Origin of the sequence: Paenibacillus endophyticus, from assembly GCF_014192395.1 — a bacterium.
Lineage (GTDB): Bacteria > Bacillota > Bacilli > Paenibacillales > Paenibacillaceae > Pristimantibacillus > Pristimantibacillus endophyticus.
This window is the reverse complement of the sequence record NZ_JACHXW010000004.1, coordinates 249,365-273,167: the sequence shown is the minus strand read 5'-3', so window position 1 is coordinate 273,167 and position 23,803 is coordinate 249,365. Positions and strand designations below refer to the sequence as shown.

General features: G+C 46.2%; 22 protein-coding genes and 1 pseudogene. 16 read left to right on the top strand and 7 right to left on the bottom strand.

The features are described from left to right. The first annotated feature begins 129 nt into the window (after positions 1–129). The 3 genes from purT to FHS16_RS08850 all read left to right on the top strand — a co-directional run bounded on the left by purT (position 130) and on the right by FHS16_RS08850 (position 3,975). Positions 130–1,311 (top strand): formate-dependent phosphoribosylglycinamide formyltransferase, encoded by a 1,182-nt coding sequence (gene purT / locus FHS16_RS08860; protein WP_183561018.1) that lies wholly within the window; start codon positions 130–132, stop codon positions 1,309–1,311. Positions 1,312–1,482: 171 nt separating this feature from the next. Next, positions 1,483–3,600 carry a methyl-accepting chemotaxis protein gene (locus FHS16_RS08855; protein ID WP_183561016.1) on the top strand — a complete coding sequence of 706 codons (2,118 nt, stop codon included), beginning with the start codon at positions 1,483–1,485 and terminating at the stop codon, positions 3,598–3,600. Positions 3,601–3,699: 99 nt separating this feature from the next. After that, positions 3,700–3,975 (top strand): YqkE family protein, encoded by a 276-nt coding sequence (locus FHS16_RS08850; protein ID WP_183561014.1) that lies wholly within the window; start codon positions 3,700–3,702, stop codon positions 3,973–3,975. Positions 3,976–4,116: 141 nt separating this feature from the next. Here the strand turns inward: FHS16_RS08850 and FHS16_RS08845 are convergent, their stop codons facing one another. Continuing rightward, the gene (locus FHS16_RS08845; protein WP_183561012.1) at positions 4,117–4,293 is read right to left on the bottom strand and encodes a uracil-DNA glycosylase; all 177 of its coding nucleotides are present in this window, start codon (positions 4,291–4,293) and stop codon (positions 4,117–4,119) included. Positions 4,294–4,824: 531 nt separating this feature from the next. On the opposite strand from FHS16_RS08845, the gene parE reads away from it, so the two are divergent. Then, entirely contained in the window at positions 4,825–6,795 is a 1,971-nt protein-coding gene (gene parE / locus FHS16_RS08840) for a DNA topoisomerase IV subunit B (protein WP_183561010.1), read from the top strand. A 12-nt stretch (positions 6,796–6,807) separates the two neighbouring features. Continuing rightward, on the top strand, positions 6,808–9,270 hold the full coding sequence (gyrA, locus tag FHS16_RS08835) for a DNA gyrase subunit A (RefSeq protein ID WP_183561008.1): 2,463 nt from the start codon (positions 6,808–6,810) through the stop codon (positions 9,268–9,270). Here gyrA and FHS16_RS08830 read toward each other — a convergent pair. Next, positions 9,251–9,418 carry a hypothetical protein gene (locus FHS16_RS08830; protein ID WP_179089723.1) on the bottom strand — a complete coding sequence of 56 codons (168 nt, stop codon included), beginning with the start codon at positions 9,416–9,418 and terminating at the stop codon, positions 9,251–9,253. The two genes, gyrA and FHS16_RS08830, sit on opposite strands and share 20 nt — an antisense overlap. A gap of 204 nt (positions 9,419–9,622) precedes the next feature. Here FHS16_RS08830 and FHS16_RS08825 point away from each other — a divergent pair, with 204 nt between their 5' ends. Continuing rightward, entirely contained in the window at positions 9,623–10,027 is a 405-nt protein-coding gene (locus FHS16_RS08825; RefSeq protein WP_183561006.1) for a MarR family winged helix-turn-helix transcriptional regulator, read from the top strand. A 21-nt stretch (positions 10,028–10,048) separates the two neighbouring features. Here FHS16_RS08825 and FHS16_RS08820 read toward each other — a convergent pair whose 3' ends face one another. Genes FHS16_RS08820 through FHS16_RS08810 form a run of 3 tightly spaced genes read right to left on the bottom strand, consistent with a single transcriptional unit; the run spans position 10,049 to position 12,905 of the window. Further along, positions 10,049–11,308, bottom strand: coding sequence for a CapA family protein (locus FHS16_RS08820; RefSeq protein ID WP_246431669.1), 1,260 nt, complete (start codon positions 11,306–11,308; stop codon positions 10,049–10,051). Positions 11,309–11,325: 17 nt separating this feature from the next. Further along, positions 11,326–12,039: an RluA family pseudouridine synthase gene (locus tag FHS16_RS08815; protein WP_183561004.1), complete on the bottom strand. Its 714-nt coding sequence runs from the start codon at positions 12,037–12,039 to the stop codon at positions 11,326–11,328. Beyond that, on the bottom strand, positions 12,039–12,905 hold the full coding sequence (locus FHS16_RS08810) for a class I SAM-dependent methyltransferase (protein WP_183561002.1): 867 nt from the start codon (positions 12,903–12,905) through the stop codon (positions 12,039–12,041). The genes FHS16_RS08815 and FHS16_RS08810 overlap by 1 nt, the downstream gene beginning before the upstream one ends. 212 nt (positions 12,906–13,117) lie before the next feature. Here FHS16_RS08810 and FHS16_RS08805 point away from each other — a divergent pair, with 212 nt between their 5' ends. Next, positions 13,118–13,303, top strand: coding sequence for a hypothetical protein (locus tag FHS16_RS08805; RefSeq protein WP_183561000.1), 186 nt, complete (start codon positions 13,118–13,120; stop codon positions 13,301–13,303). A gap of 263 nt (positions 13,304–13,566) precedes the next feature. Here FHS16_RS08805 and FHS16_RS08800 read toward each other — a convergent pair whose 3' ends face one another. Continuing rightward, on the bottom strand, positions 13,567–14,337 hold the full coding sequence (locus FHS16_RS08800) for a hypothetical protein (RefSeq protein ID WP_183560998.1): 771 nt from the start codon (positions 14,335–14,337) through the stop codon (positions 13,567–13,569). A 378-nt stretch (positions 14,338–14,715) separates the two neighbouring features. Between FHS16_RS08800 and FHS16_RS08795 the strand changes: the two genes are divergently transcribed. The 5 genes from FHS16_RS08795 (at position 14,716) to FHS16_RS08775 (ending at position 19,499) form a co-directional block, all read left to right on the top strand. Next, positions 14,716–15,840 carry a sugar ABC transporter substrate-binding protein gene (locus FHS16_RS08795; RefSeq protein ID WP_183560996.1) on the top strand — a complete coding sequence of 375 codons (1,125 nt, stop codon included), beginning with the start codon at positions 14,716–14,718 and terminating at the stop codon, positions 15,838–15,840. A 122-nt stretch (positions 15,841–15,962) separates the two neighbouring features. Continuing rightward, complete coding sequence (locus FHS16_RS08790) at positions 15,963–17,453, top strand: sugar ABC transporter ATP-binding protein (protein WP_183561397.1); 1,491 nt, start codon at positions 15,963–15,965, stop codon at positions 17,451–17,453. Next, positions 17,450–18,442 carry an ABC transporter permease gene (locus FHS16_RS08785; protein ID WP_246431668.1) on the top strand — a complete coding sequence of 331 codons (993 nt, stop codon included), beginning with the start codon at positions 17,450–17,452 and terminating at the stop codon, positions 18,440–18,442. The genes FHS16_RS08790 and FHS16_RS08785 overlap by 4 nt, the downstream gene beginning before the upstream one ends. A 160-nt stretch (positions 18,443–18,602) precedes the next feature. Then, entirely contained in the window at positions 18,603–19,094 is a 492-nt protein-coding gene (locus FHS16_RS08780) for a hypothetical protein (protein WP_183560994.1), read from the top strand. 63 nt (positions 19,095–19,157) lie between these two features. Beyond that, a complete protein-coding gene (locus tag FHS16_RS08775; protein WP_312890808.1) occupies positions 19,158–19,499 on the top strand; it encodes an antibiotic biosynthesis monooxygenase in 342 nt (113 codons plus the stop codon). Between the two features lie 131 nt (positions 19,500–19,630). Here FHS16_RS08775 and FHS16_RS08770 read toward each other — a convergent pair whose 3' ends face one another. Then, positions 19,631–20,002 carry a hypothetical protein gene (locus tag FHS16_RS08770; RefSeq protein ID WP_183560992.1) on the bottom strand — a complete coding sequence of 124 codons (372 nt, stop codon included), beginning with the start codon at positions 20,000–20,002 and terminating at the stop codon, positions 19,631–19,633. 247 nt (positions 20,003–20,249) lie between these two features. Here FHS16_RS08770 and FHS16_RS08765 point away from each other — a divergent pair, with 247 nt between their 5' ends. From FHS16_RS08765 to FHS16_RS31675, 4 genes and pseudogenes are all read left to right on the top strand, one after another. Further along, the gene (locus FHS16_RS08765) at positions 20,250–21,305 is read left to right on the top strand and encodes an SPFH domain-containing protein (RefSeq protein WP_183560990.1); all 1,056 of its coding nucleotides are present in this window, start codon (positions 20,250–20,252) and stop codon (positions 21,303–21,305) included. Continuing rightward, positions 21,302–22,261, top strand: a complete 960-nt coding sequence (locus FHS16_RS08760) for a diacylglycerol kinase catalytic domain-containing protein (protein ID WP_183560988.1) — start codon at positions 21,302–21,304, stop codon at positions 22,259–22,261. The genes FHS16_RS08765 and FHS16_RS08760 overlap by 4 nt, the downstream gene beginning before the upstream one ends. Before the next feature lie 156 nt (positions 22,262–22,417). Then, positions 22,418–22,936: pseudogene (locus FHS16_RS31680) on the top strand (TerD family protein); the annotation flags it as partial. A gap of 66 nt (positions 22,937–23,002) precedes the next feature. Continuing rightward, positions 23,003–23,674 carry a vWA domain-containing protein gene (locus tag FHS16_RS31675; RefSeq protein ID WP_312890819.1) on the top strand — a complete coding sequence of 224 codons (672 nt, stop codon included), beginning with the start codon at positions 23,003–23,005 and terminating at the stop codon, positions 23,672–23,674. The last annotated feature ends 129 nt before the right edge of the window (positions 23,675–23,803 follow it).

Here is a 23,803-nt window from a genome sequence, read left to right as displayed (position 1 = left end):
TTGCAAAAATAGTTGATTTTTCATGGTAGAACCTCCACAATGGAAGAAAAAACGAACCGAAGCGATCTTCTTGCCGTGTTCAAGGCTAGGGATCGACTTCGATTTGCTTCCAGGAGGTTCTTTTTCTTTATGTATGGATCACCGTTAACTACAAATGCTCGTAAAATGCTGCTGCTAGGCTCAGGAGAGCTCGGCAAGGAAGTCGTGCTGGAGGCTCAGCGCTTAGGCATTGAGACGATTGCAGTGGATCGCTATGAGCATGCGCCGGCCATGCAGGTCGCACATCGCAGCTATACGACTGATATGCTGAACGGAATGGAGCTTCGCAGAATCATAGAGAAGGAAAAGCCGGATTTCATCGTACCTGAAATTGAAGCCATCGCAACCGAAACGCTTCTAGAGCTTGAGAAAGAAGGCCATCGCGTAATTCCAACGGCTCGTGCTGCATGGCTTACGATGGACCGGGAAGGCATTCGGCGCCTAGCTGCAGAAACATTGGAATTGCCGACAGCTCCTTACCGTTTTGCTGATTCGCTGGATGAGCTGCGTGAATCTGCTGCGGTGCTCGGATTTCCTTGTGTCATTAAGCCTATCATGAGCTCATCAGGAAAAGGTCAGAGCGTATGCCGCTCCGAAGCAGAGCTTGAAGCTTGCTGGAGCTATGCGATGGAAGGCGGGCGCGCCAAAAAGCAGCGCATTATCGTAGAAGGGTTTGTGACCTTTGAGTCCGAGATTACGCTGCTCACTGTCCGTTCCGTTTCCGGTACAAGCTATTGCCCGCCGATCGGTCATGTGCAGAAGGATGGCGATTATATTGAATCCTGGCAGCCGCATGATATGACGGCAGCGCAGATCGAGCAGGCGGAAGCGATCGCGCTTCGTATTACTGATGAGCTCGGGGGATACGGAATTTATGGTGTGGAGCTGTTTATTACGAAAGACGGAGTCCTATTCAGCGAAGTTTCGCCGCGCCCGCATGATACGGGCATGGTGACTATGGCAACGCAGGATTTATCGGAGTTTGCCTTGCATGTGAGGGCGATCCTCGGCTTTCCGATTCCTTCCATTCGTTTGTTGACGCCTGGCGCTTCGCATACGCTCAAAGCAGACAGAGAAGCTGGCGAGTTCCGTATTGGCGGCGTTGAAGAGGCGCTATCCGTGCCTCATACCCAAGTCCGCGTATTCGGTAAACCGGAGACCAAGACGGGAAGACGCATGGCAGTTGCGCTAAGCACAGCCTCAAACGTTGAGCAGGCGCGTGAATGGGCACGAACAGCTGCTGAAGCTCTCTTTATTGAGTATGGCAATTAGATGAATATAATATGAATACTAAGACCGATTCCCGGAGATATCCGCTTGGGAATCGGTCTTTTTGCATTTCGGCATATATATGTCACTATACCTAACATTGGTGTTAAAAGTATCTCGCTCCCTACCGATATAGGTTGTAGATTAGAGAAAATACATAAGGTAGGGGATTCTATGCTTAATCGATTGTTGCGACCGTTTGCTGCGGTCATGTCCAAACTCCGTTATGGTCAAAAGTTTGCTTTTATCAGTTTTTTGATGGTTATACCGATTGGGATGCTGTTGTATGTATGGATGTCGGAGCAGCAGCAGGAGCTCGTTTTTATCAAGAATGAAAGAGCGGGTGCTTCGGAGATTAACGAAATTATGCCGTTCATGCTGATGATTCAGCAGCATCGTGGTTTAGCGAACGGTTTCTTAAGCGGGAATTCGGAATTAAAAGCGGAGTTGGACAAAAAAGAGCAGGAAATCAACCGTTTTATTGCTGATATGAATAAAACGATCCAATATGAGGCATTTCCTGAATCTTCTGGTCAGTGGCAATCCATTGCAGAAGAGTGGAGTAAGCTTGAAGGATCATTTAGTGAAATGAAAGCAAAAGAAAGCTTTGCGGCTCATTCGGCGATCATTGATCAAATGAGATCGCTTATCGGCAGCTATTCGGACGAGTCAGGGCTCTCGTTGGACACGGCTATAGATTCCTTTTATTTAATGACAATGCTTGTGCAGCAGCTGCCGATATTAATGGAGAACACGGCAGTCATCAGAGGGCAAGGAAATGGCGTTCTCGTATCGAAATCCTTACCCGAGGATGCCCATATCACTATTTTGCTTGAAATGGCCAAAATGGAAACTGCCTTTAAAGATTTGAACAAAGCAATAGGCATTGTTGAAACCTGGAATAAAGGGATTCATACAGATTTGCTGAAGGATGGCGAACGATCCATCGATGCAGCAGACCGGTTCCAATTGCGGGTGAAGTCTGATATTTTAGATGCTCCACAATTAAAAGCGAAGAGCGACGAATTTTTTGCAGAAGGGACGGCCACGATCGCGGTGCTGACTGAGCTGTTCACAAGCGTGAACAATGATCTTGATCTTGTTCTTCAGAACAGAAGCGAGGAATTATCCCGCAGTAGAAATCTCATTCTTAGCGTTACGCTCCTTATCATCCTGTTGGTCGCTTTGTTCTATGTAGGTTTTTACCGCAATGTGATGGCAACGGTTAATGCGCTTAAAACTCGTGTAGAGCAAATGGCTAAAGGAGATTTGTCGCAGGAGCTTCAGCTCGATACGAGGGATGAGCTGCAGCACGTAGCTCTTGCCTTCAACGAGATGTTAGGCGCTTTAAATGTTCTGATGCGGCGAAATCAACACGTTTCGGACAATGCTGCATCATCGTCAACACAATTAAACGTCATATCGCTTGAATCAACTACAGCGATGAAGCTTATTGCTGACGCCATTCAGAATGTCTCAAACGGAACGGAGATGCAGAGCCTTTCAACGAGCGAAACGGCATCAGCAATGAATGAAATGTCAATCGGCATTACTCGAATCGCCGAAGCGTCTTCAGATGCCGCAGAGTCGGCCTTTCATGCTGCCGAGCATGTTAAGTTTGGGAATCAACTTTTAGAAGAGACGGCTCGGCAGATGAGCAATATTAAGAGCTCACAAGTTGAATCTGCACAGGTCGTTGCGAGGCTGGACGGACACTCTGTTCAAATGGAACAAATAATTGGGGTCATCATGACGATTGCCAGGCAAACGCGGCTGCTTGCATTGAACGCCAATATAGAGGCTGCAAGAGCTGGTGAGCATGGGCGCGGTTTTAGCGTCGTTGCCTCGGAGGTTGGCAAGCTGGCAGAGCAAACTGCGCTGTCTGTGAAATCAATAGAGGAGCTGTTGTCTGCAGTTCGAACTCATGTTGACGAGACGGTAGCCGCAATGAATGAGATGCGGTTAGAGACAGATACGGGCTTGCAGTCGATTGGGAATACACAATCTACGATGAGCAGAATTTTATCAGACATCAGGAAGATGAGTGAGCAGGTACAAGAGGTATCCGCAGCGTCAGAGCAGATATCAGCAGGTATGGAAGAGGTTACGGCAACGATAGATGAAGTAGCGGACGTATCGCGCAAAACCTCTTCAGAGGCGGTAACGATGGCCGCTGCTGCTGAACAGCAGCTAGCTTCGATGGTAAAAATCCAAACGTCATCGGAATCGCTGAGAAAGCTTTCGCAGCAGCTTCAAGATGATATGAGCCAGTTTGTGCTTGCAAGAGAGTGAGAAGCAAGTTATTATAATTAACGATCATTTGATTTATTGGCACGCTTGACTTTCACGCTGAAGCGTTGCCAGAACGACTAAAGGCAGGTGTTATCGTAGATGGGGAAAAAACAGAAAAAAATAGCTTCTACACCTCCTAGACAGGCATCAAAGCCGGAGTCTGAAAACGGAGTAACCCTAAAGGATTTGTTAAGCAGCGATGTGCTCAGCAAGCTTAAATTACAGGCTGACGAGATGAAGCAGGCGGATGCTGCAAAGAAAGAGGAACAGCGAAAGCAGGAGGAAGATAAGAAAAAAGCAGAGCAAAAAAGGCTGGAAAATGACTTTTCTTATCTGCTCGATAATAGCGATCCTAATTGGTCCAAGCATAAATAACGCGAAAAAGCACCTCACGGTGCTTTTTTGTTTGAAAACAAGCTTGCCATCCGAATTCGTTCCGCTGGCTCTACAGTCAGAGGACTATGAATGACTATGAGTTAGTTAATTATTGGTGAGAGAGAGCAATTGATGCATCTACTATTTCTGCTTGCTTTCGAACTCTAGACAAGGCTTGCCGGATGATCGGTATACGACCATGCTGGGCAATTGATTGGTTTTGAAGCCGAAAGCTTTGCAGCCCTTGGACGCTCCAGGCTCCCAAGTGATAAAGTAATATTTGCATTTCATACAATCGATTCGTTCAATCGCATTCATCGTTTAACCTCTGCGCATGTTATGAATTTACATAATAATCGTAACCCATAATACGGTGGTTGACCTGTTTTGTCAATTAATCGGATTAGAATAGATGATGTTTCAATGCGAAGCATTCTCTTTTTTGCATCAATTTTTGGCTTTCATACATAAATCCCATTAATCTGCAAAACATGCTAACATCATCTTTATTAACCTGTGCAGTAATTGTACTTGCAGGATTATGGAACATAGGAAGAATATATGGTATCGTTTTATTTTTGCTGGTGCAAATCCACTAAGGAATGCTGCTTCAAAAAAGAACCTTGCTGGAAAATGCTGTTTAGCAAGCATATTGTGTTATCCTTATAGGTATTGCAGTGAAGGATTCATCGTGCTTCATACAATCTATTAATGGACTTATCCCTTGCTATGCTTACAATGTTGGCGCTGCGCAGTTGTTTCTCTACTTGGATGTCTTTACGAAACAGGACAGTTTGAATTAAAATAGCTTGAAGATACGGAAACGTGATTACAGATTGGGGGACGCTCATGTCAGAGCAAACAGATCTCTTTGCAAATACAGCGGCCGCAGACCGGAATTATGAGGCCGATGATATACAGGTACTTGAAGGCTTGACGGCAGTTAGGAAAAGACCGGGCATGTACATAGGCAGTACAAGCAGCTCAGGCTTGCATCATCTGGTATGGGAAATTGTCGATAATGCGGTCGATGAGCATTTGGCCAAGTTTTGTTCGGCTATCGAAGTGACCTTGCATAAGAATGGGGCAGTTACCGTTCACGACAACGGTCGAGGCATACCAACCGGCATGCATAAGACCGGCATTCCTACTCCGCAAGTCGTATTTACTATACTGCACGCAGGCGGAAAGTTTGGCGGCGGCGGCTATAAAAAGTCCGGCGGCCTGCACGGCGTTGGCGCTTCGGTTACGAATGCCCTCTCCGAATGGCTGGAGGTCGATATATTCCGCGATGGGAAGATTCACCGCCAGCGTTTTGAATATTGGGTGGATGAGTCTGGCAGGGAGCATGTCGGCGAACCGGTACGCGGACTGGAAATTATCGGTACGACAAACCGGACAGGCACGAAGGTCACTTTCAAACCGGACGGACGCGTGTTTCAGAACGGCACAACGCTAAGCTACGACACGCTTGCGGAACGTCTGCAGGAAATCGCATTTCTAAACTCGGGACTTAAGGTGTCGATTAAGGATGACCGCAGCGGCAAGCAGGATGTGTTCCATTATGAAGGCGGTGCACGCCAATTTGTTCAATTTCTAAACGAAGAAAAGACGGTACTTCATGATGTCATCCATTTTGCAAGCGAGCGGGATGAAATTGAGGTTGAGGTTGCCCTTCAATACAACGATGGCTACACCGAGACGATTGCTTCCTTCGTCAACTCAATTCCGACACGCGGCGGCGGAACGCATGAAACCGGTTTTAAAACCGCATATACTCGCGTTATGAACGACTATGCCCGCAAAGCTGCGATGCTCAAGGATAAAGACAAAAATCTTGAGGGCAATGATTTGCGCGAAGGCATGATGGTTGTCATTAATATTAAGATGTCTGAGGTTGAATTTGTTGGACAAACCAAGGACCAGCTTGGCAGTTCATCAGCCCGCAGCGCGGTTGACGCGATCGTTTCGGAGAAGATGCAGGTTTTTCTCGAAGAGAATCCGCAAATCGCGCAAATGCTCCTCAAGAAATCGCTTCAAGCGTCGAAAGCACGCGAGGCTGCCCGCAAGGCGCGCGAGGAAATCCGCAGCGGCAAGAAGCGCAGTGAAAGCTCGAACCTGAATGGCAAGCTCACGCCTGCCCAGTCCAAAGATTACACGCGTACCGAGCTGTTTATCGTGGAAGGCGATTCCGCAGGCGGCTCGGCGAAGCAGGGCAGGGATTCCAAATATCAAGCGCTGCTGCCGCTCAAAGGCAAGCCGATGAACCCGGAAAAAGCGAAGCTAATCGATATATTGAAAAACGACGAGTATAAAGCGATCATTTCGGCAATCGGCGCTGGAGTCGGGTCGGAATTCGTCGCGGAAGAATGCAACTACAATAAAATTATTATTATGACGGATGCGGATACGGACGGCGCGCATATTCAAGTTCTGCTTCTAACTTTTTTCTACCGGTATATGAAGCCGTTGATTGATCTGGGTCGCGTCTATATCGCACAGCCGCCGTTATATAAGATTACACGTAAATCAGGGAAGCTCGAAACGATTCGATACGCATGGACCGACGAGCAGCTACAGAACTATTTGAAGGAATACGGCAAAAATTACGAGCTGCAGCGCTACAAGGGTCTAGGGGAGATGAATCCCGATCAGCTATGGGAAACGACGATGGACCCGGAGAAACGTACGCTGCTGCAGGTGCAGATCGAGGACGCAGCCAAAGCAGAGCGCAGAGTATCTACGCTGATGGGCGATAAGGTTGACCCTCGAAAGCGCTGGATTGTTGAGAACGTTGATTTTACGGAATATGAGGAATAGGGGGAATACTGAATGACTATGCTGGAACAGTTTTTACCGGCGTTTTTGGAGGAGGTTGTAGGAGACCGCTTCGGACGCTATTCAAAGTATATAATACAGGACCGCGCTATTCCTGATGTTCGAGACGGTCTTAAGCCGGTTCAGCGCCGTATCTTGTACGCGATGTATGATTCTGGCAATACGCCTGACAAACAGTACCGCAAATCTGCGAAAACGGTCGGCGATGTCATGGGTAATTACCATCCCCATGGAGATTCATCTATCTATGAGGGTATGGTCAGAATGGCGCAGCCATGGAAGATGGGGCATCCGCTCGTTGACGGACATGGAAACTGGGGCTCCCAGGATGATGATCCCGCAGCAGCCATGCGGTATACCGAAGCTCGCTTGTCCGCCATCGCGATGGAGCTGCTTCGTGATATCGAGAAAAGAACAGTTCAATTCAAAGATAATTTCGATAATACGACGAAGGAGCCGGTCGTGCTGCCGTCGCGGTACCCCAATCTGCTCGTAAACGGGACCAGCGGCATCTCTGCCGGCTTTGCCACGGAGATACCGCCTCATAACCTTCGTGAAGTAATCGATGCGTGTATCGCGCTTATGGGCAACCCTGAGCTTCCGCTTGAAGAATTAAAGAAATATGTCAAAGGGCCGGACTTTCCTACCGGTGGCATCATCATGGGCGAGGAAGGGATACGCGACGCGTATGCGACCGGCAAGGGACGCATCTATATACGCGCAAAAACAGCAATCGAAGACATGCGCGGCGGAAAGCAGCAGCTTGTGATTACTGAAATTCCGTATCAGGTCGTCAAATCACGGCTTGTGACGGCGATGGAGAACATTAGGCTGGAGAAAAAGGTCGAAGGCATTGCCGAGGTTCGCGATGAAAGCGGGCGCAACGGGCTTCGTATTGTCGTAGAGTTCAAGAAGGATGCTGACGCGCAGGGGATTCTTGCTTATTTGTTCAAGAAAACGGACCTGCAGGTTGCATATAGCTTTAACATGGTGGCGATCGTAAACAAGACCCCTATGCAGCTGGGCCTGAAGCAGATTTTGTCAGCGTATATCGAGCATCAGAAGGAAGTCGTAACCTTCCGAACCAAATATGATCTTGAGAAAGCAGAAGACCGCGCTCATGTTGTGGAAGGCTTAGTGAAGGCACTCAATATTTTGGACGAGGTTATCGCTGCAATCAAAGCTTCGAAAAACCGTGCTGACGCTCAAGATAACTTGATCGCTAAGTTCGGCTTCACCGCCCGGCAAGCAGACGCAATTCTCACTTTACAGCTGTATCGCTTGACGAATCTTGAGATTACGACGCTTGAGAAAGAGTTAAAGGAAGCGATGAAGAAGATTGCATATTTGAAATCGATACTGGCAAGCGATAAGAAGCTGATTGGTGTCATTAGAGACGAATTGCTTGAAATTCAAACGAAATACGGTATTGATCGGCGTTCGGATCTCCGCGGTGAAATCGAGGAGCTGAAGGTGAATCTGGAAGTATTGGTTACGCCGGAAGATGTTTTGGTAACGCTGAGCCAGGATGGTTATGTGAAACGGACGAGTATGCTCTCATTCACGAGATCAGGCGGAGAGCTGCAGAATGCCGGCGTTAAGGAAGGCGACATTATAAGAGAGCGATTGGCAGTCAATACGATTGACAATCTGCTGTTATTTACGCGCAAGGGACAATATTATTTGCTTCCTGTGCACCAAATACCAGAATTCAAATGGAAAGAAACCGGAACAGCCATCGTGAATGTCGTTCCTATTCCAAAGGATGATTCTATCGTCAGCGTCATTCCGATCAAGGATATTTTGGCATCGACAGCTTCACTCGTATTCGTGACGAGGAAAGGGCAAGTCAAGCGTACGGAGCTGAAGGAATATGCTACCACTAGATCGACAGCAGTAGCGGCTTGCAAGGTGTCCGATGGCGATGAGGTTATCCGAGTTGTGCTAAGCGAGGGATCGAAACAGATCATGCTCGTGACGAAGCAAGGGATGAGCATTCGATTTGCGGAGACTGAGGTTAACCCGATGGGCAGGGTAGCGACAGGCGTCAGAGGCATTCAGCTGAAGGATGGAGACGAGCTTATCGCAGCGGAATGGGTAGCTGAGGATGAAGGCGAAGTACTCGTCATAACCGATATTGGGTTCGCTAAACGGACACTGCTACTGGATTATCCGATTCAGGGCAGAGGAGGCAAAGGTGTTCAAACCTTTGAATTCAAAGAAGGTAAGCGAGTACGTCCGAATGGAGCATCTTTAGTTGCAGCCTATTACTGCAAATCCGAGAAGGAAATCGTTGCGATTACTTCTTCAGGCGCTAAGCTTGTGGCTAGCTCTGAAAAAGCGCCAATTGAAGAGCGTAAATCGATTGGCAAGCTTTTGATCCCTGTAGAAAAAACGGATGTCATTGTAAATACGCTGGCACGCTCCATCCAAGATGTTAATCAAAAGGTCGATTAGGCGGGTCAAACCGTTCAATAACCTCTAAAATCGCTTCAAGCATGACCCACAATGGTACCAGCTCATCCGGGCGGTCCAACCATTGTGGGTCTTTTATGATGCCGTAATTTTTAATTTTTTGAATAATGACTGCTTTTCTTTCTTCCACAGGCTGCACGCTCCTTGCTTTACAAGCATAAATAGACATAACACTGGGCCTTCGCCACATTGTATGTCTAAAGCTGTCAGAATGTTCAACTTTGTATCGATTAATAGCGCAAATTATTAATTGGGTTAATCTTTTATTCGACAATGAAGACTGCTATAATAAATAACAAATAGAAAGAAATTGACAGAGAGCAGGTGTGAGAGTATGGTGTCTGTAGAATTTACTCGATTGTGGACGAAGCTATCACGTGATTGGAAAACCAACTTGGAGCAATCGCTTGCACCGCTAACGGAAGGCCAGCTTAACGTCCTGGAATTGCTGCTGCAGCATCAACCGATGAAGCCGTCGGATCTATTGCAATATTTGGCAACAACGCCGGCTGCCATTACAACTCTGCTCGACCGAATGGAGCGGAATGAGCTTATTGAACGTTCTCGAGATGATAATGACAGGAGAATCGTGTGGGTGAATGTGTCGGAGAAAGGTAAAGCCGAGGCAGATCGCGGTACAACGATTCGGACCGAATTAATCGAGCAATCGCTGGACCGCATTTCTTCGCATAATCAGCAGCTGTTGGTTTATCTGCTCGGTAAGGTTGCTAATTTGTAAAGGCCTGCGCTATCTAAATGCTTATTTCATAGAATCAAGCCGATTGCGCAGCATGTTGAAGTTTTTCTGAAGCACCACGTAGTCGGCTTCTGTCAGTAAAGCGTCATTGGATGCTGCAATTGTAGCTTCTACAGGCAGCACACGGTAACGGAATGAACGATCTGGCTTATAGCGATGTACCCATGTCGGAATAGATTCAATGTCGGTAATATCTACAGTACCATCAGTCATATTTTTACGAACATTCACTTTGAATATAACTCCGTAATCCTTCGAATCACCACGCTGATTAGAAATGAAATTCCCCATTGAATAGATGATAAGTCCTTTTTTTGCATGTCCGTTCTCATCACTAGTTTCCAATACTTCATAAGGCTGTATCACATGCGGATGCGAGCCCGCGATAATATCTGCTCCAGCAGCGATTAAGCTCCGCGCTAGTCGTTTCTGCTCATCATTCGGTGCAATTTGGTATTCCGTTCCGAAATGGAGAGAAACGGTTATGAAATCTGCGCCAGCTTCACGCAGACGGCTGATATCGGCTTTTATTTTCTCTTCGTTAATAAGTGAAACTAAGTAAGGCTTGCCTTCAGGAATGGGGATGCCGTTCGTTCCATACGTATAGGCAAGCAATCCCATTACGATCCCATTCTTCTCGGATAATAATAGACTGTCAGCTTCCTCTTGCGAAGATGCCGTTCCCTTGAACGGAAGTTCGAGCGCATTTAGATTCTCAAGCGTACGGAGGATTCCTGTTTCACCCTGATCCAATGAATGGTTGTTGGCATTGGTAATGAAGTTAAAGCCAGCAGCCTTGAGCGCCTCGCCGAGCTCTTTGGGAGCGTTGAACAGCGGATAACCGGAATAACCAAAGTCGGCGCCAGCCATTGGCGTTTCTAAGTTAGCAATGACCCAGTCTCCCTTTTCTAGTATAGGCTTTACTTCAGCAAAAAACGGATGAAAATTATAACGATTCGTTTTTTTGTCAAAAGATCCGGGAAGCTGGGGGGTATGCATCATAACGTCGCCAACGGCCATCCATACCGCATCAGCATAAACTGGCTTTGGTTCCTCTGTAGGAGGCGGCGGGGTAGGTGATGGAGTTATCGTTGCCTGTGCCACTTCACTATGCGTTGGCTCTGCGCTAGCAACTGGATTCTGATCATTAGGCGAAGGGACGGAACCCCTTAATGCTGGAACGAGAAAAATAATGAGTAAACCAATTAAAGATAATAGTAACAGCAGGGCTTGAAACTTTCGGTGCCGTTTGCGGCGCATCATGTATTCGTCCTTCCTTGTTACGCACGGCTTAGCATGCTAGAGGCAGCCTCAAGTTGAGGATTCGTCCACCATGTCCAAACATCTGATCCGCTAGGCAATGAGCGAAAGCTCATCCATTCCTTAGAGACGGGATGGGGGGCCGAAACAGAGGTTGACCATAAAGCAATTTGATTTATTCCGCCAGTAGGCTTTGCGCCGTATTTGAGATCGCCTACCAGCGGACATCCAATATGGGCTAACTGTGCGCGAATTTGATGCGGTCTTCCCGTATGCAATTTCACAGCAATAAGTGAATAGCGACCGGAAACGGCCGCCACTTCATAATCGAGTATCGCCTCTTTGGCTTCCATTGTCGGTTTATTGAATACGGTAACCTGATTTTGTTTATTGTCCTTGCGGATATAATTCGTTAACCTTGCTTGCGATTTGCTAGGTGTACCCTGTACCACGCAGACATACGTTTTACCGAAATCACGGTTGCGAACCGATTCGGATAATCTAGAGGCTGCTTTCGAGGTTTTGGCAAAAAGCATAACGCCGCCTACCATTCGGTCAAGCCGGTGTACAAGGCCGAGAAATACATTTCCCGGCTTATTGTAGCGATCCTTTAAATCTTGCTTTAGCAGTGTCAGCATGTCAGGGTCGCCTGTGTCATCCTCTTGGGAGAGTATCCCGGGCGGTTTCACGACTGCTAGAATCTGATTATCTTCGAATAGAATGTGAATCGGCATTACTTCGACTCCCAACGACCAAGTATGCCGCAAGGCAAATTCAAGCCGGATTTCGTTATCGGCAAGCCGATTTCCCCGCAATTGATCTCGCCGCCGTATTTCGCGTTCATCGTCATATGCAATAGGTTATGCAGTACGGAAGGAGATAGCCCTGTGGTGTAGGAGTTAATGAGTAGAAACAATGGATTGTCCGATAGAATGGATGTACACGATTGAAGAAACGGAAAAAGATTTTCTTCTAACTTCCACGTCTCGCCATTTGGACCGCGTCCATAGGATGGCGGGTCCATGATGATTGCATCATATTGCTTGCCTCTGCGCTGTTCGCGCTGTACGAATTTGAAAACATCATCTGTGATATAGCGAATGGGCGCGGATTCAAGGCCTGAGAGCTGAGCATTATCCTTGGCCCATTGGACCATGCCCTTTGCGGCATCGACATGGCATACTTCGGCGCCGGCGGCAGCTGCTGCAACGGTTGCTCCACCGGAGTAAGCAAACAGGTTCAATACACGGATAGGCCGGCCAGCAGAGCGGATTTTATCCATCATCCAGCTCCAATTGACAGCTTGCTCAGGGAATAGTCCTGTGTGCTTGAAATTAGTGGGCTTAATATGGAAATTAAGCTCGCCATAAGAAATCGTCCAGCGCTCGGGCAATGTTTCGTTCATGGACCATTGGCCACCGCCTGAATTGCTGCGATGATAATGACCGTCGGCTTTCTTCCATAGGCCCGTTTCGTTTGTAATTGGCCAAATAATTTGCGGATCGGGCCGGCGCAGCGTATAATTGCCCCAACGCTCGAGCTTATCCCCGTCACCAGTATCTATAACCTCGTAATCTACCCATTTATCTGCTATGTACATGTTTTTCGTAACCCTTCCTTGACGTCGTTTTTGTAATATAATAAATGTCATCGATAATTATATCGAAGCTGACACAATGAAGCAATGAATCCTAAGCAATTGCAGGCTGGTATTTATTCGAAGCTTCATGGATAGGAAACTTTGCAAGCATGCATGGAGCAGCTTTGTTAGATGATTGTCCATATGGTTCGAAAAAAAGGAGCAATGAGTCAATGATGAACTTCGAGTGTGAATGCGGCAACAAAACGGCAATGTTCGCTACAGGTGACCGGGACGAGCAGGGTAGGGAATTTATTGAGATTGAAGATGATGAGCGGCTTACTTTCATAATCGGTGACAAAAGCGTTCTTTTTCGCTGTTCTTTCTGCGGCTATACCTACCGTCTAGAGCAAATCTAAACAAGATGCGCAACCAGCTTAGTTGGAATGTTCTAAGCTTCTTCGTCTGTTTATTTATGCGTTATAAAGTGATCGGTCTAATTGTTTCATGAAACAGGCTGCCTCTTCGACCCTAGCAAGGTTTGAAGAGGCAGCCTGTTTTGGTCCATCATCTTATGGGGATTCGAGGATTTGAAACGCTTGCCTTGCAACTGAGCCTATGCTATGAAATTTTAAACAAAAATGCTTGTACAGCTTGTTTTCAACTGCTTTGCACAAGTGAATTACTCCGGTTTGTTCTTTTGAATTTTAGCAGGATTGTTGATTTTGTAGGGAATCGGATGCTTCGTCAGCTTCTTGGCGACAATTTTACCTTCGAAGTGAATGATATCTCCAATCTCCAGCTCGAATTTCTTAAGTGTCGCGCTATGGCTTGACCATGCATCTTCAATAGCAATCGCAGGATCTTCGATGGATACAGCTTCATAAATGACAACCTCATCCTCTGTATCGGAAAAGTTGTTAGGCACAGTCGTAAATTGTTTGACTGTAGCAGTCATTTTCACTTTTTCTTCCGGAAGCTCGAGCTTAGCCTTCTTTTCCTTTTTTGCTTTTTCTTTCGGTGGAGCTTTTACTTTAACCGGTTGCAGCTCCGTTTCTTCCACCTGGACAGCAGGTGTTGCTTCAACTTCCATTGCTTCGAGTTCTGCTATCTCGGGCGCAGCAGACAGCTCTTCTGCCACAGCCTCTTGATTGGCAGCTTCTTCAGTAAGGACGGCAGCTTTCGATCCATAATTCGCAGCTTGCATTTCTTTGAGATAGGAGGGGTGAATGCAATGCTTCTGACCATTATCAAATGCAACGACGGCCGTCATTTTATCTGCAAATCCAATGATGCTGCAAGAAAGCTGGCTTCCATGGCCTTTATAAGTAAACATTTTGGTTTTGGCTGCCTTCTCGGAAAGCAAGCCCCATTCCTTGCATTTTTCTATTTGCTCCGCATCGTTTTCGAATTCTGTATACGTTTGAGGTTCAATAATAAAAGGATGTACCATGTTTTTCTCCGCCTTTCGGTTTGTTCAAGTATAGGAAAGTATGTCCTTAAGCTATACATTCTCTAAATTTTTCGGAATGAAATGCGCTGCGCCGCCAAAGGAAGGCGGAGCCGTTTCACCTTGAAATATAGGAATGTATAGTATTTCACATTACTTTCTCTATATTTCTACGCGAAACGTAAGCTTTGCCGCCAGAATACGGCCTTCAGCCGTTTACGCTTGCCTATTATTTTATCACTTTTTTGACATGAATGCGTTTAACTCGTGTCGAATGTGCAAAAAAGAGCAAATTTTGTATAAAACTATTGACGCTAGTTTTAATATCCTATAGGATTACTTATATTATCAGACATAATATACTTAGGGAGAGAAATCAGAATGATTAAGACGAGAGTACGCGCGGTGTTCGGCTTGGTTATCGCAATTGCGATAGTGGCATCAGGCTGCGGACAAGCGAACAAAGGGAATTCGAATGGCGAAGCAGCCAACGAAGGAACAAAAACGATTGAAAATCTACCAGCGGCAATTGCAGCCAAGGATGAAATTAAACTGATGGTCATTCGCAAAATCGGCGGTGACGATCATACCGCACAATTTTTAGCAGGAGCAAAGCAAGAAGGAGAAGCACTTGGCTTTAAAGTCGATACATTCTCAGCGAATGGCGATACGGCCAAATTCCATGATGCAATCGCGCAAGCAACGGATGGCGGCTATGATGGCGTTATTATCTCGCATGGCGACGACGAGGCTACTGTTGCAGACGTACAGAAGCTGAAGGACAAAGGCATCCCTGTCGTTGCGTTTGACTCCGTGAACGAGCTTACGGCCATCGAAGGCGTTACATTGACTTCGCAAGACGACGAGGCGCTTGCTCAATATTCACTTGATCAGCTTGTTAAGGAGCAAGGCGAAGAAGCGAAGATCGTATACTTGTGGGTTGACGGTTTTCCTCCAATGGTTCGCCGCAACAAGATCTATCAAGATACATTGGCCAAATACCCAGGAATCAAAGAAGTTGAGCGCTTTGGCGTTGCGAATGACAACACGTCGGTTGACACGCAAAACGCGGTTGCCGCTATGTTGACGAAGCATCCAAAAGGCGAGATAGACGCAATTTTCGCAACTTGGGATGCCTTCGCCAGCGGTGCAGCTAGAGCAATTGTCGAAGCAGGCCGCACCGAAATTAAAATTTACGGCATTGATCTCTCGAATGCTGATTTGCAAATTATGCAAGAAGAGAACAGTCCGTGGGTTGCAACTGCAGCAGTTGATCCGAAAATGATCGGAGCAGTAAATGTAAGACTGCTTGCCAAAAAAATCGCAGGCGAAGAGACGCCTTCAACTTATAATTTGGAAGCAGCGCTTATCGACCAAGAAGGTCTTAAAAAATCAAGCGAGCCGGTCAATATGGTTAACCTTGCTGATATTTTGCCAGGCTGGGGCACGACTGATGCTTTCGAAGAAGACTGGATGAAGTCTTTGAAAGCAGCAAACGGCAAATAATCGACAAATGATGATATAATAGTAATAAAAATGGCGCCCTTATCCATATGGATAAGGGCGCTCTATCCTGTTTGGGGAGGAAGGTGGGTCTGTTGTTAGACTCAAAGGCAAGCGAGCTGGTCATGAAGCGGATATCAATCGCCTTTCCAGGCGTGCAAGCATTGTCGGATGTAGATTTTCGTACAGCTGCCGGCAGGGCGCATGCTTTGATCGGGGCCAACGGAGCGGGTAAGTCTACTTTGATGAAGGTGCTCGCCGGAGCCCATGACCATTACACCGGAAGCATTTCCATTGATGGCAAGGAAGTACGTATTCGTACGCCTAAGGATGCGAAAGACAATGGAATCCAGGTTGTCTATCAAGAGGTCGATACGGCATTAATTCCTAATCTATCCGTTGGCGAGAATATTATGCTGGAGCAAACAGTACATAACATGAAAGGGAAGCACCTGATTCAGTGGAAGGAGCTTCATCGTTCTGCACAGGCTATTCTGGACCGTATGAACATTAAAGTCCCTACAAAGAAGCTCGTACAGGAGCTAACGCTTGCCGAAAAGCAAATGGTGCTTATTGCACGTTCCGTGTCTAGGGAATGCCGATTTCTAGTGTTGGACGAGCCTACAGCTCCGCTAAGCCATAGCGAGACCGATCAGCTATTTCGTCTAATTCGTTTATTGAAAGTTGAAGGCGTTGGCATTATTTTCATCTCGCATCGACTGCCTGAGCTCTATGAAATTTGTGAGGATATTACGATTATGCGTGACGGGAAGCTAGTTGTAAGTGAAGAGCTTGCTAATATCGACCAGCATAAAGTGGTTGAGCTCATGCTTGGAGCGAGAATGGAAGGACAATTCCCTCATGCAAAGAAAGAGATCGGCAAGAAACGGTTCGAAGTCAAAGACATCCGAGACGGAGATAAAGTAAACGGAGTGAACCTGCATGTATGCAAAGGCGAAATCATCGGGTTGGCAGGCTTAGTCGGAGCAGGCAAAACAGAGCTTTGCCGTGCCTTGTTCGGTGCAGCACCTATTGTTTCCGGACAATTGTTTATCGATAACCGCGAGCTTCGCATTCGGTCACCGTACCAAGCAGTCAAGAATGGCATCGCACTAGTCCCCGAAGAACGCAGGCGCGAAGGGATATTCGTTGAAGAATCCGTAAGCGTGAATTTGACTGCGGCCATCCTATCGCGGTTTACGAAATGGGGGCCCTGGCTAAGCAAGTCAAAAGAGAAACAAGCCGCAGTAGAAATCATACAAAGCTTAGGCGTAAAGACACCGAGTGCAAATGCTAAAGTCAGCAATCTATCGGGCGGCAATCAGCAAAAGGTAGCGATTGGCAAATGGCTGCTGGTCGATGCGGATGTATATATATTCGATGAGCCTACCAAAGGGGTGGACGTAGGCGCAAAGCGCGATATTTATGAGCTTGTCGCAGAACTTGCCGGCAGGGGGAAATGCATCATTTATGCATCGAGCGAGATGTCGGAAATGATCGGCATAACGGATCGGATCTATGTCATGTTTGACGGGCAAGTCGTAAAAGAACTGGAGACACAGCATACGAGTGAAGAAGAGATTTTGCTACATAGTACAGGAGGCTTATTAACATGATGGCTGCCGATTCCACTCGGGAGAAGAAAAAGGTTCAGATCGTTGATTTTTTATATAAGTATGGAACGCTTATTACCATTTTGCTGCTAGTCGTCTTTTTTGGTACGGTAACCGATAATTTCTTAAGCACGACCAACATCATTAATATATTGCGCTCGATCTCAATCGTAACCATTATAGCCATTGGCCTTACCGTTTCGCTTTCAGTTGGCGGATTTGATCTGTCTGTAGGCTCTGTCGCCTCCTTAGCGAATGCACTTGTCATCTCCATGTACGTTTGGCATGGTCAAAGCTTTGGGCTCGGGATTGCGGTAACGATTGTGTTCTGTCTCGTCGTAGGCGTAATCAACGCATGGCTGGTCATTAACTTCAAAATACAAGATATGCTCATGACGCTTGCTACGATGTTCGTGTTCCAAGGTGTCGCGCTCACGTATACCCGCGGAGCAACGATATCGCAAAATATGGTTATGCCTAGCGGGGATTTCGCAACCGGGCAAATCCCGAAACTGTTCGGCAAGCTCGGACAAGTGCCGTGGATTATTGTTATTATGCTGGTCATCGTCGCAGCGGTCCATCTGTTCCTAACGTATACGAAGCATGGCCGCTATATGTATATGATTGGCGGAAACCAAGAAGCCGCTAAGCTATCTGGGATTGCCGTGAGCAGATACCGGCTGTTTGCCTATATGATCTCCGCATTATTCGCTGCAATAGGCGGGATCGTGCTTGGAGCTCGGGTCATGAATGCTGAAGTAAATGCTGGCGGGCCTTATTTAATGGATGCCGTGGCTGCTGCATTTATCGGATATTCCGTATTCGGCGCGGGCAAACCGAATGCATTCGGTACATTTGCCGGTGCGGTTTTAATCGGAATTTTATCCAACGGATTAATTATGCTGTCGATTCCGTATTACGCGATGGATATTGTTAAAGGCTCTGTACTAGCGCTTGCGCTGGGCATTACGTATTACAAAAGAAAACATTAGTTGCCAATCATCACCGTTTGGGCTTGTACCCAGGCGGTTTTTTCTTTGTTATCAGCTGAACTCAGCCTAAAGACGGAGAAGGAATCCAACCGAGGCGTGAGTTTATGCGCTTTAAGATCTGTCAGAATGAAAAGACATACATTCGGGTGGGGGTTAGGCAATGAAAGAGATCATTACATATTCGGGCATCATAGAGAAGCCCTATCAGGAAGTCATTCATTATATGTCGACGATGCCTACCGGAAGCATAACCGCGAATCATTTGCCGCTGCTTCTATCGGGAGCATCTGGAAGCGAAGGTTCCCTTCACGTCAAAGGAGGACCGCAATTATATACCGTGTATACAGGAGAGGAAGCTTCTGCAATTCGAGTGGCTTATGTGGATGTAGATTCTGCGAATGGACATTTCACCATATTTGGCGGCTGGTGGTACCGCAACGATTACGAATTAAAGCCGCATGCCAAAGGGTGCCAAGTGCGTTATTCGATTGGAAATGCGGCATCTCCGCTCAGCAGCTGGCTCGTCCCTCTGTTGAAGGACTACCGTAGCTTGAAGAACGAAAAGAGAACCGGCCGTGTGATGCGTGCTTTCGATGATTGGATCGCTGTTGTTGCGGTTAGGCTGCAGTGCAAGACTTACAGAGTAAACTAGAATGATTTGACAATGATAATCGTTATCGTTATATTTTATTTAGGAATGATAATAGGAGTGATTATGATGTTCATACAAGTAAGAACAATTGAGGTGCAAAAAGGGCATTCGCAGCAGATCGTCGACGATTTTGGGCAAAAAAGCCATATTGACGGGATGGAAGGCTTAATTGACATTAACATTATGGTGAATCGCAAAGCAAAAGACTCAGAAGAAGTTGTCATTTTGGTGCGCTGGGAATCGGAGGATGCTTGGAAAAATTGGGAAAAGGACCCGGTTCATCTTGCAGGTCACCGAAATAGGAAAGACGAGGAGAAGCCTTCATTTATTATTCATTCATCCGTCTCCATGTACGATGTCAAGAAAATAAAACCGGGAACGTTCGGGAAAGAACAGACCGTGTAAAAAAGGTTTGATCCGCTTCTATTTGTTTTATTAATTCAAAACATAAAAGAGAATGTGAGTAAATAGGACCAGAAGCAAATAGAAAAGAGAACCGTAGGGCTAGTTGCCCTACGGTTCTCTTTATTTGGGGACTAATAGCAATAATAACGTTCCCAAATTTTAAAGGAATCGTCCTTATTCTTGTCCCACCAGCAAATTTCATCCCACCAATCATCATCGTCCAACCAATCGAACCAGCCTTTTTTGTCCCAATCCTTATCCGAATTGTGATTGTTGGAAGAATTGGAATTCGAATGATTGTTATTGCCGTTATAACCGTTGTTACCGTTATTGCTGTAATTGTTGTTATTGCTCTTCGTGACCGAAAATACCGAAAAAATGCTGGACAAGAACCCTTTTTTATTATCGGAAGTAGCTTTACCTGATGAAGCGAACGCAGTCGCGGGGAATATACAAAGACTTAGAAGCAGCGTAAGACTAATGATTTTTTTAAGTTTGGACATGACAGTACCACCTCCCCCGCCAAAGCTTCAATTGCGAACTTTATGTTCGTTATAAAGAATTTTATAGTAAAAAGACTAATTTGTAAACGAGCTTTTTGCAAATAAATGGATAGTTTGGAGGAGGTCCAAGGTCATGGAGCCACTTTTTTTTTTTTGATATTTTCGATTTGACAATATCGACGCGATTTGATATTATTTTGATAATGTCATTATGAGTATATAAAATAGCGAAAGCGAGGTTTTCATTATGTTTGGATTCCGGTTCGTCAAGTTTCAACCAAGCGATTATGTCATTAAGGTGAAGAACGGCAAGGTTATACAGGAAGGAATAGGTTTATCCTTCCATTACTATGAACCTACAACGTCCGTCGTAGTCGTTCCCATCTCTTCGATCGATGTGCCGTTTATGTTTGAGGAAATCACCCATGATTATCAGACGGTGACTGTGCAAGGCCAATTGACTTACCGTATTGTCGATTACAAGAAAACGATACAGCTTCTGAATTACACGTACAATCTGAAGAAAAAAACGTATATCTCGGATGATCCGGGCAAATTAGCCCAGAGAGTCATTCATATCGCAAAAGTACAGGTTAAGAAGCAGCTAGCGCAGCTGCCGCTCAAGGAAGCGATACAATCCAGTGAGCAGCTTGTTCAGCGCATCACAAGCCAAGTGAAAGGGAGTGAAGAAATCGGCAATCTGGGCATAGAGCTCATGGGGTTGTCAGTCTTGGCGGTTCTGCCGAATAAGGAAACCATGCGGGCGCTCGAAGCTAAGGCTCGGGAGGGAATACTTCGGGATGCGGATGATGCGTTATATGAGCGAAGAAATGCTTCTATTGACCAAGAAAGAAAAGTGAAGGAAAACGAGCTTCGTACTGAAATAGCAGTCGAAACGAAGAAAAAACAAATTAAAGAAACGCAGTTGGATGCAGAACGTCTCGTGAAACAGAAGCAGAACGAAATGAAGGAAGAGCAATTATACTTCGATACTGCCTTGGAAGAAAAGAAGAGAAGCTTAATCGAGCTTGCCATCACGAATAAAAACGCGCAAGCAGATGCCAAGGCATATGAGCTTGCAGCTGTCATGAAGGCTATGAGTGGAATTGAGCCATATGTTCTGCAGGCAATGACGAATATGGGAATGGATCCAAATAAGCTTATCGCCATTGCGTTCCAGGATATTGCGGAAAAAGCAGAGAAGATAGGTCAGCTTACGATTACTCCGGATCTCTTGCAAAGCATGATGTCCAGTCCAACAGCGACTTCATCAGCCAGCAATAGAGGAGGACAAACGAGATGAGCGAGGACGCCTTCAGCCAGAAGTTTATTTTGATCAAAAGAAAAACTCGTCTCGAGGAATTAATTGTTCGCTATAATACGATTCAGCAGGCACAATTCTATATCGAGCGACTCGGTGCCGATTTCAGCGATTATTTGAATGAGGATTCACATTACCGAGAGGCCGTTGTCCAGACGGAGGCGGAGTTGAAAACGTACGGCAGGGTACAGGTTATCGACAGGGAGTATGTATCGCAGTTTATATTCGGCAAGCATGACATTGTAGTTGCCGTTGGCCAGGATGGGCTTATCGCCAATACCATGAAGTATTTGAACGAGCAGCCTCTGCTTGGCGTTAATCCAGACCCCATGCGCTGGGATGGTCTCCTGCTCCCCTTCACCGTTAAGGATTTAAAAGTGATTGTGCCCGATGTTCTTCAAAAAAGGCGCCAGACCAAAGAAGTAACGCTAGCTCAAGCTCAATTGAATGACGGGCAAATGCTGTACGGCGTCAACGACTTGTTTGTCGGACGAAGGACGCATGTATCGGCTCGCTATCAACTCGAGCTTGGCAATCAAATTGAGCAGCAATCCTCCAGCGGGATTATTATTTCAACTGGGCTAGGAGCAACGGGCTGGTTTAAAAGTGTCCTTGCTGGAGCAGCAGGCATTGTTAGCGGGGCATCGAAACAAAAAGTGACGCTGCATGACGGTGAGTGGGGATCAGAAGAAAATCCATTTTCATGGGATTCGAAGTATTTGTATTTTACGGTAAGAGAGCCCTTCCCGAGTAAAACAACGGCAGCTGAGCTTGTATTCGGCCAGATTAATGAGCGCCAGCCGCTCCGCATTACATCTCAAATGCCAGATGACGGTGTCATTTTCAGTGATGGCTTCGAAAGCGATTTTCTAGCCTTTCATTCAGGGGTAGAGGCAACTATCGGCATCGCAGCAAAAAAAGGTCAGCTTGTCGTTTAGTCGGATTGTTTTGACTGTCGGCAGCTTATATTTTCCCATAACATGTAAGCGAGTTTATAGGTATACTGGTAACAGTACGTCTTTATACTCAAAGTTACTAGCAAGTTCGTGCTGCACCCAGATAATATAATAGGCTTACGAAACGGAGATGAATGCATGCTGTTGTCAAAAGGACAGAAAATAGATGTAACAAAGGGACGCAAGCTGGTATCTGTAAAGCTATTGTTTGGATGGAAAACAAAGGACAGCTCGATTAGCATTGACGCAGCCGCGTTCCTATTATCGGATCGAAGTCGCTGTGAACGAGATGAGGATTTCATATTTTATGGAAATCCAGCTGCTCGAAACGGATCAACTGCTCATAGCGTGATGTCCGATGCGAATGATCGAGAATCAATCACGATTAATCTGCAGCGAACGGATGAGCAAACAGCCAAAATCGCTTTTACCGTAACGATTCATGAAGGAGAAGAACAAGGCCAATACATGCAGGATGTATCTGGATTATATATGCGAATTATCGATGAAAGCAGTAACGAGGAGCTATTCCGCTATGAATTCGGTGATGAATTCACGAAGGAAACAGCAGTAGTCGTTGGCGAGTTGTATAAACATCAAGGCGAGTGGAAGTTCAATGCGATAGGCGGCGGTTTCTATGGCGGTCTTGAAGCGTTGTGCACAAACTTTGGTCTCGAAATTGAAAGCGGGTCTGCTGAGGCTGCAGCTGCGGTAGAGGAGCTTGTGCGTTCGCCAATTGACTTGCGTAAGAAGCTGGTACAAATAACATTAGAGAAAAAACAACTCACTAACGTGGTTGCAAGAGTGGGAATCGTGCTCGATATTACGGGATCCATGCAAACCTTGTACAAAAACGGCACAGTACAGGAGGTCGTAGAGCGCATATTGGCAGTCGCAAGCAAATTCGATGACAACGGCGCTTTGGATGTTTGGGTGTATGACACGCATTTCAGCCGGTTGCCGTCTGTCACGGAACAAGATTTCGGACAATATGTCGAGAATAATATTTTGAACAACAATGCCATTCATAAATTTGGACGAAACAATGAGCCTCCTGTCATGGAGGACGTTGTTAAGAAATATACGGACGAGGAGGATGACGGAACGCCTGTCTTTATTATTTTCATAAACGATGGAGGAGTCGTCAAGCCGATCAAAAAGGTGATTACTGCTGCATCCGTACATCCGATCTTCTGGCAGTTTGTAGGTATTGGTCATTCCGATTTTGAAGTGCTCAGGCAGCTGGATACGATGGAGGGACGTGTCGTCGATAATGCGAATTTCTTTCATCTGGACGATATCGCTGCAGTTACTGACGAGGTGTTGTATGATCAACTGTTGAATGAATTTCCGAGCTGGCTGAAGGCAGCTAAAGAGAAACGTATCATTCGGTGACAATCAAAGGAAAAGATAATCAAGGCCAAGCCAAATAAGAGCCAGTACCTCCTCGATGGAGGCGCTGGCTCGTTTTTTGTTTAATCCGCATCAGCATGACAGCTTCTCACGTCAGGCCATGAAATTACC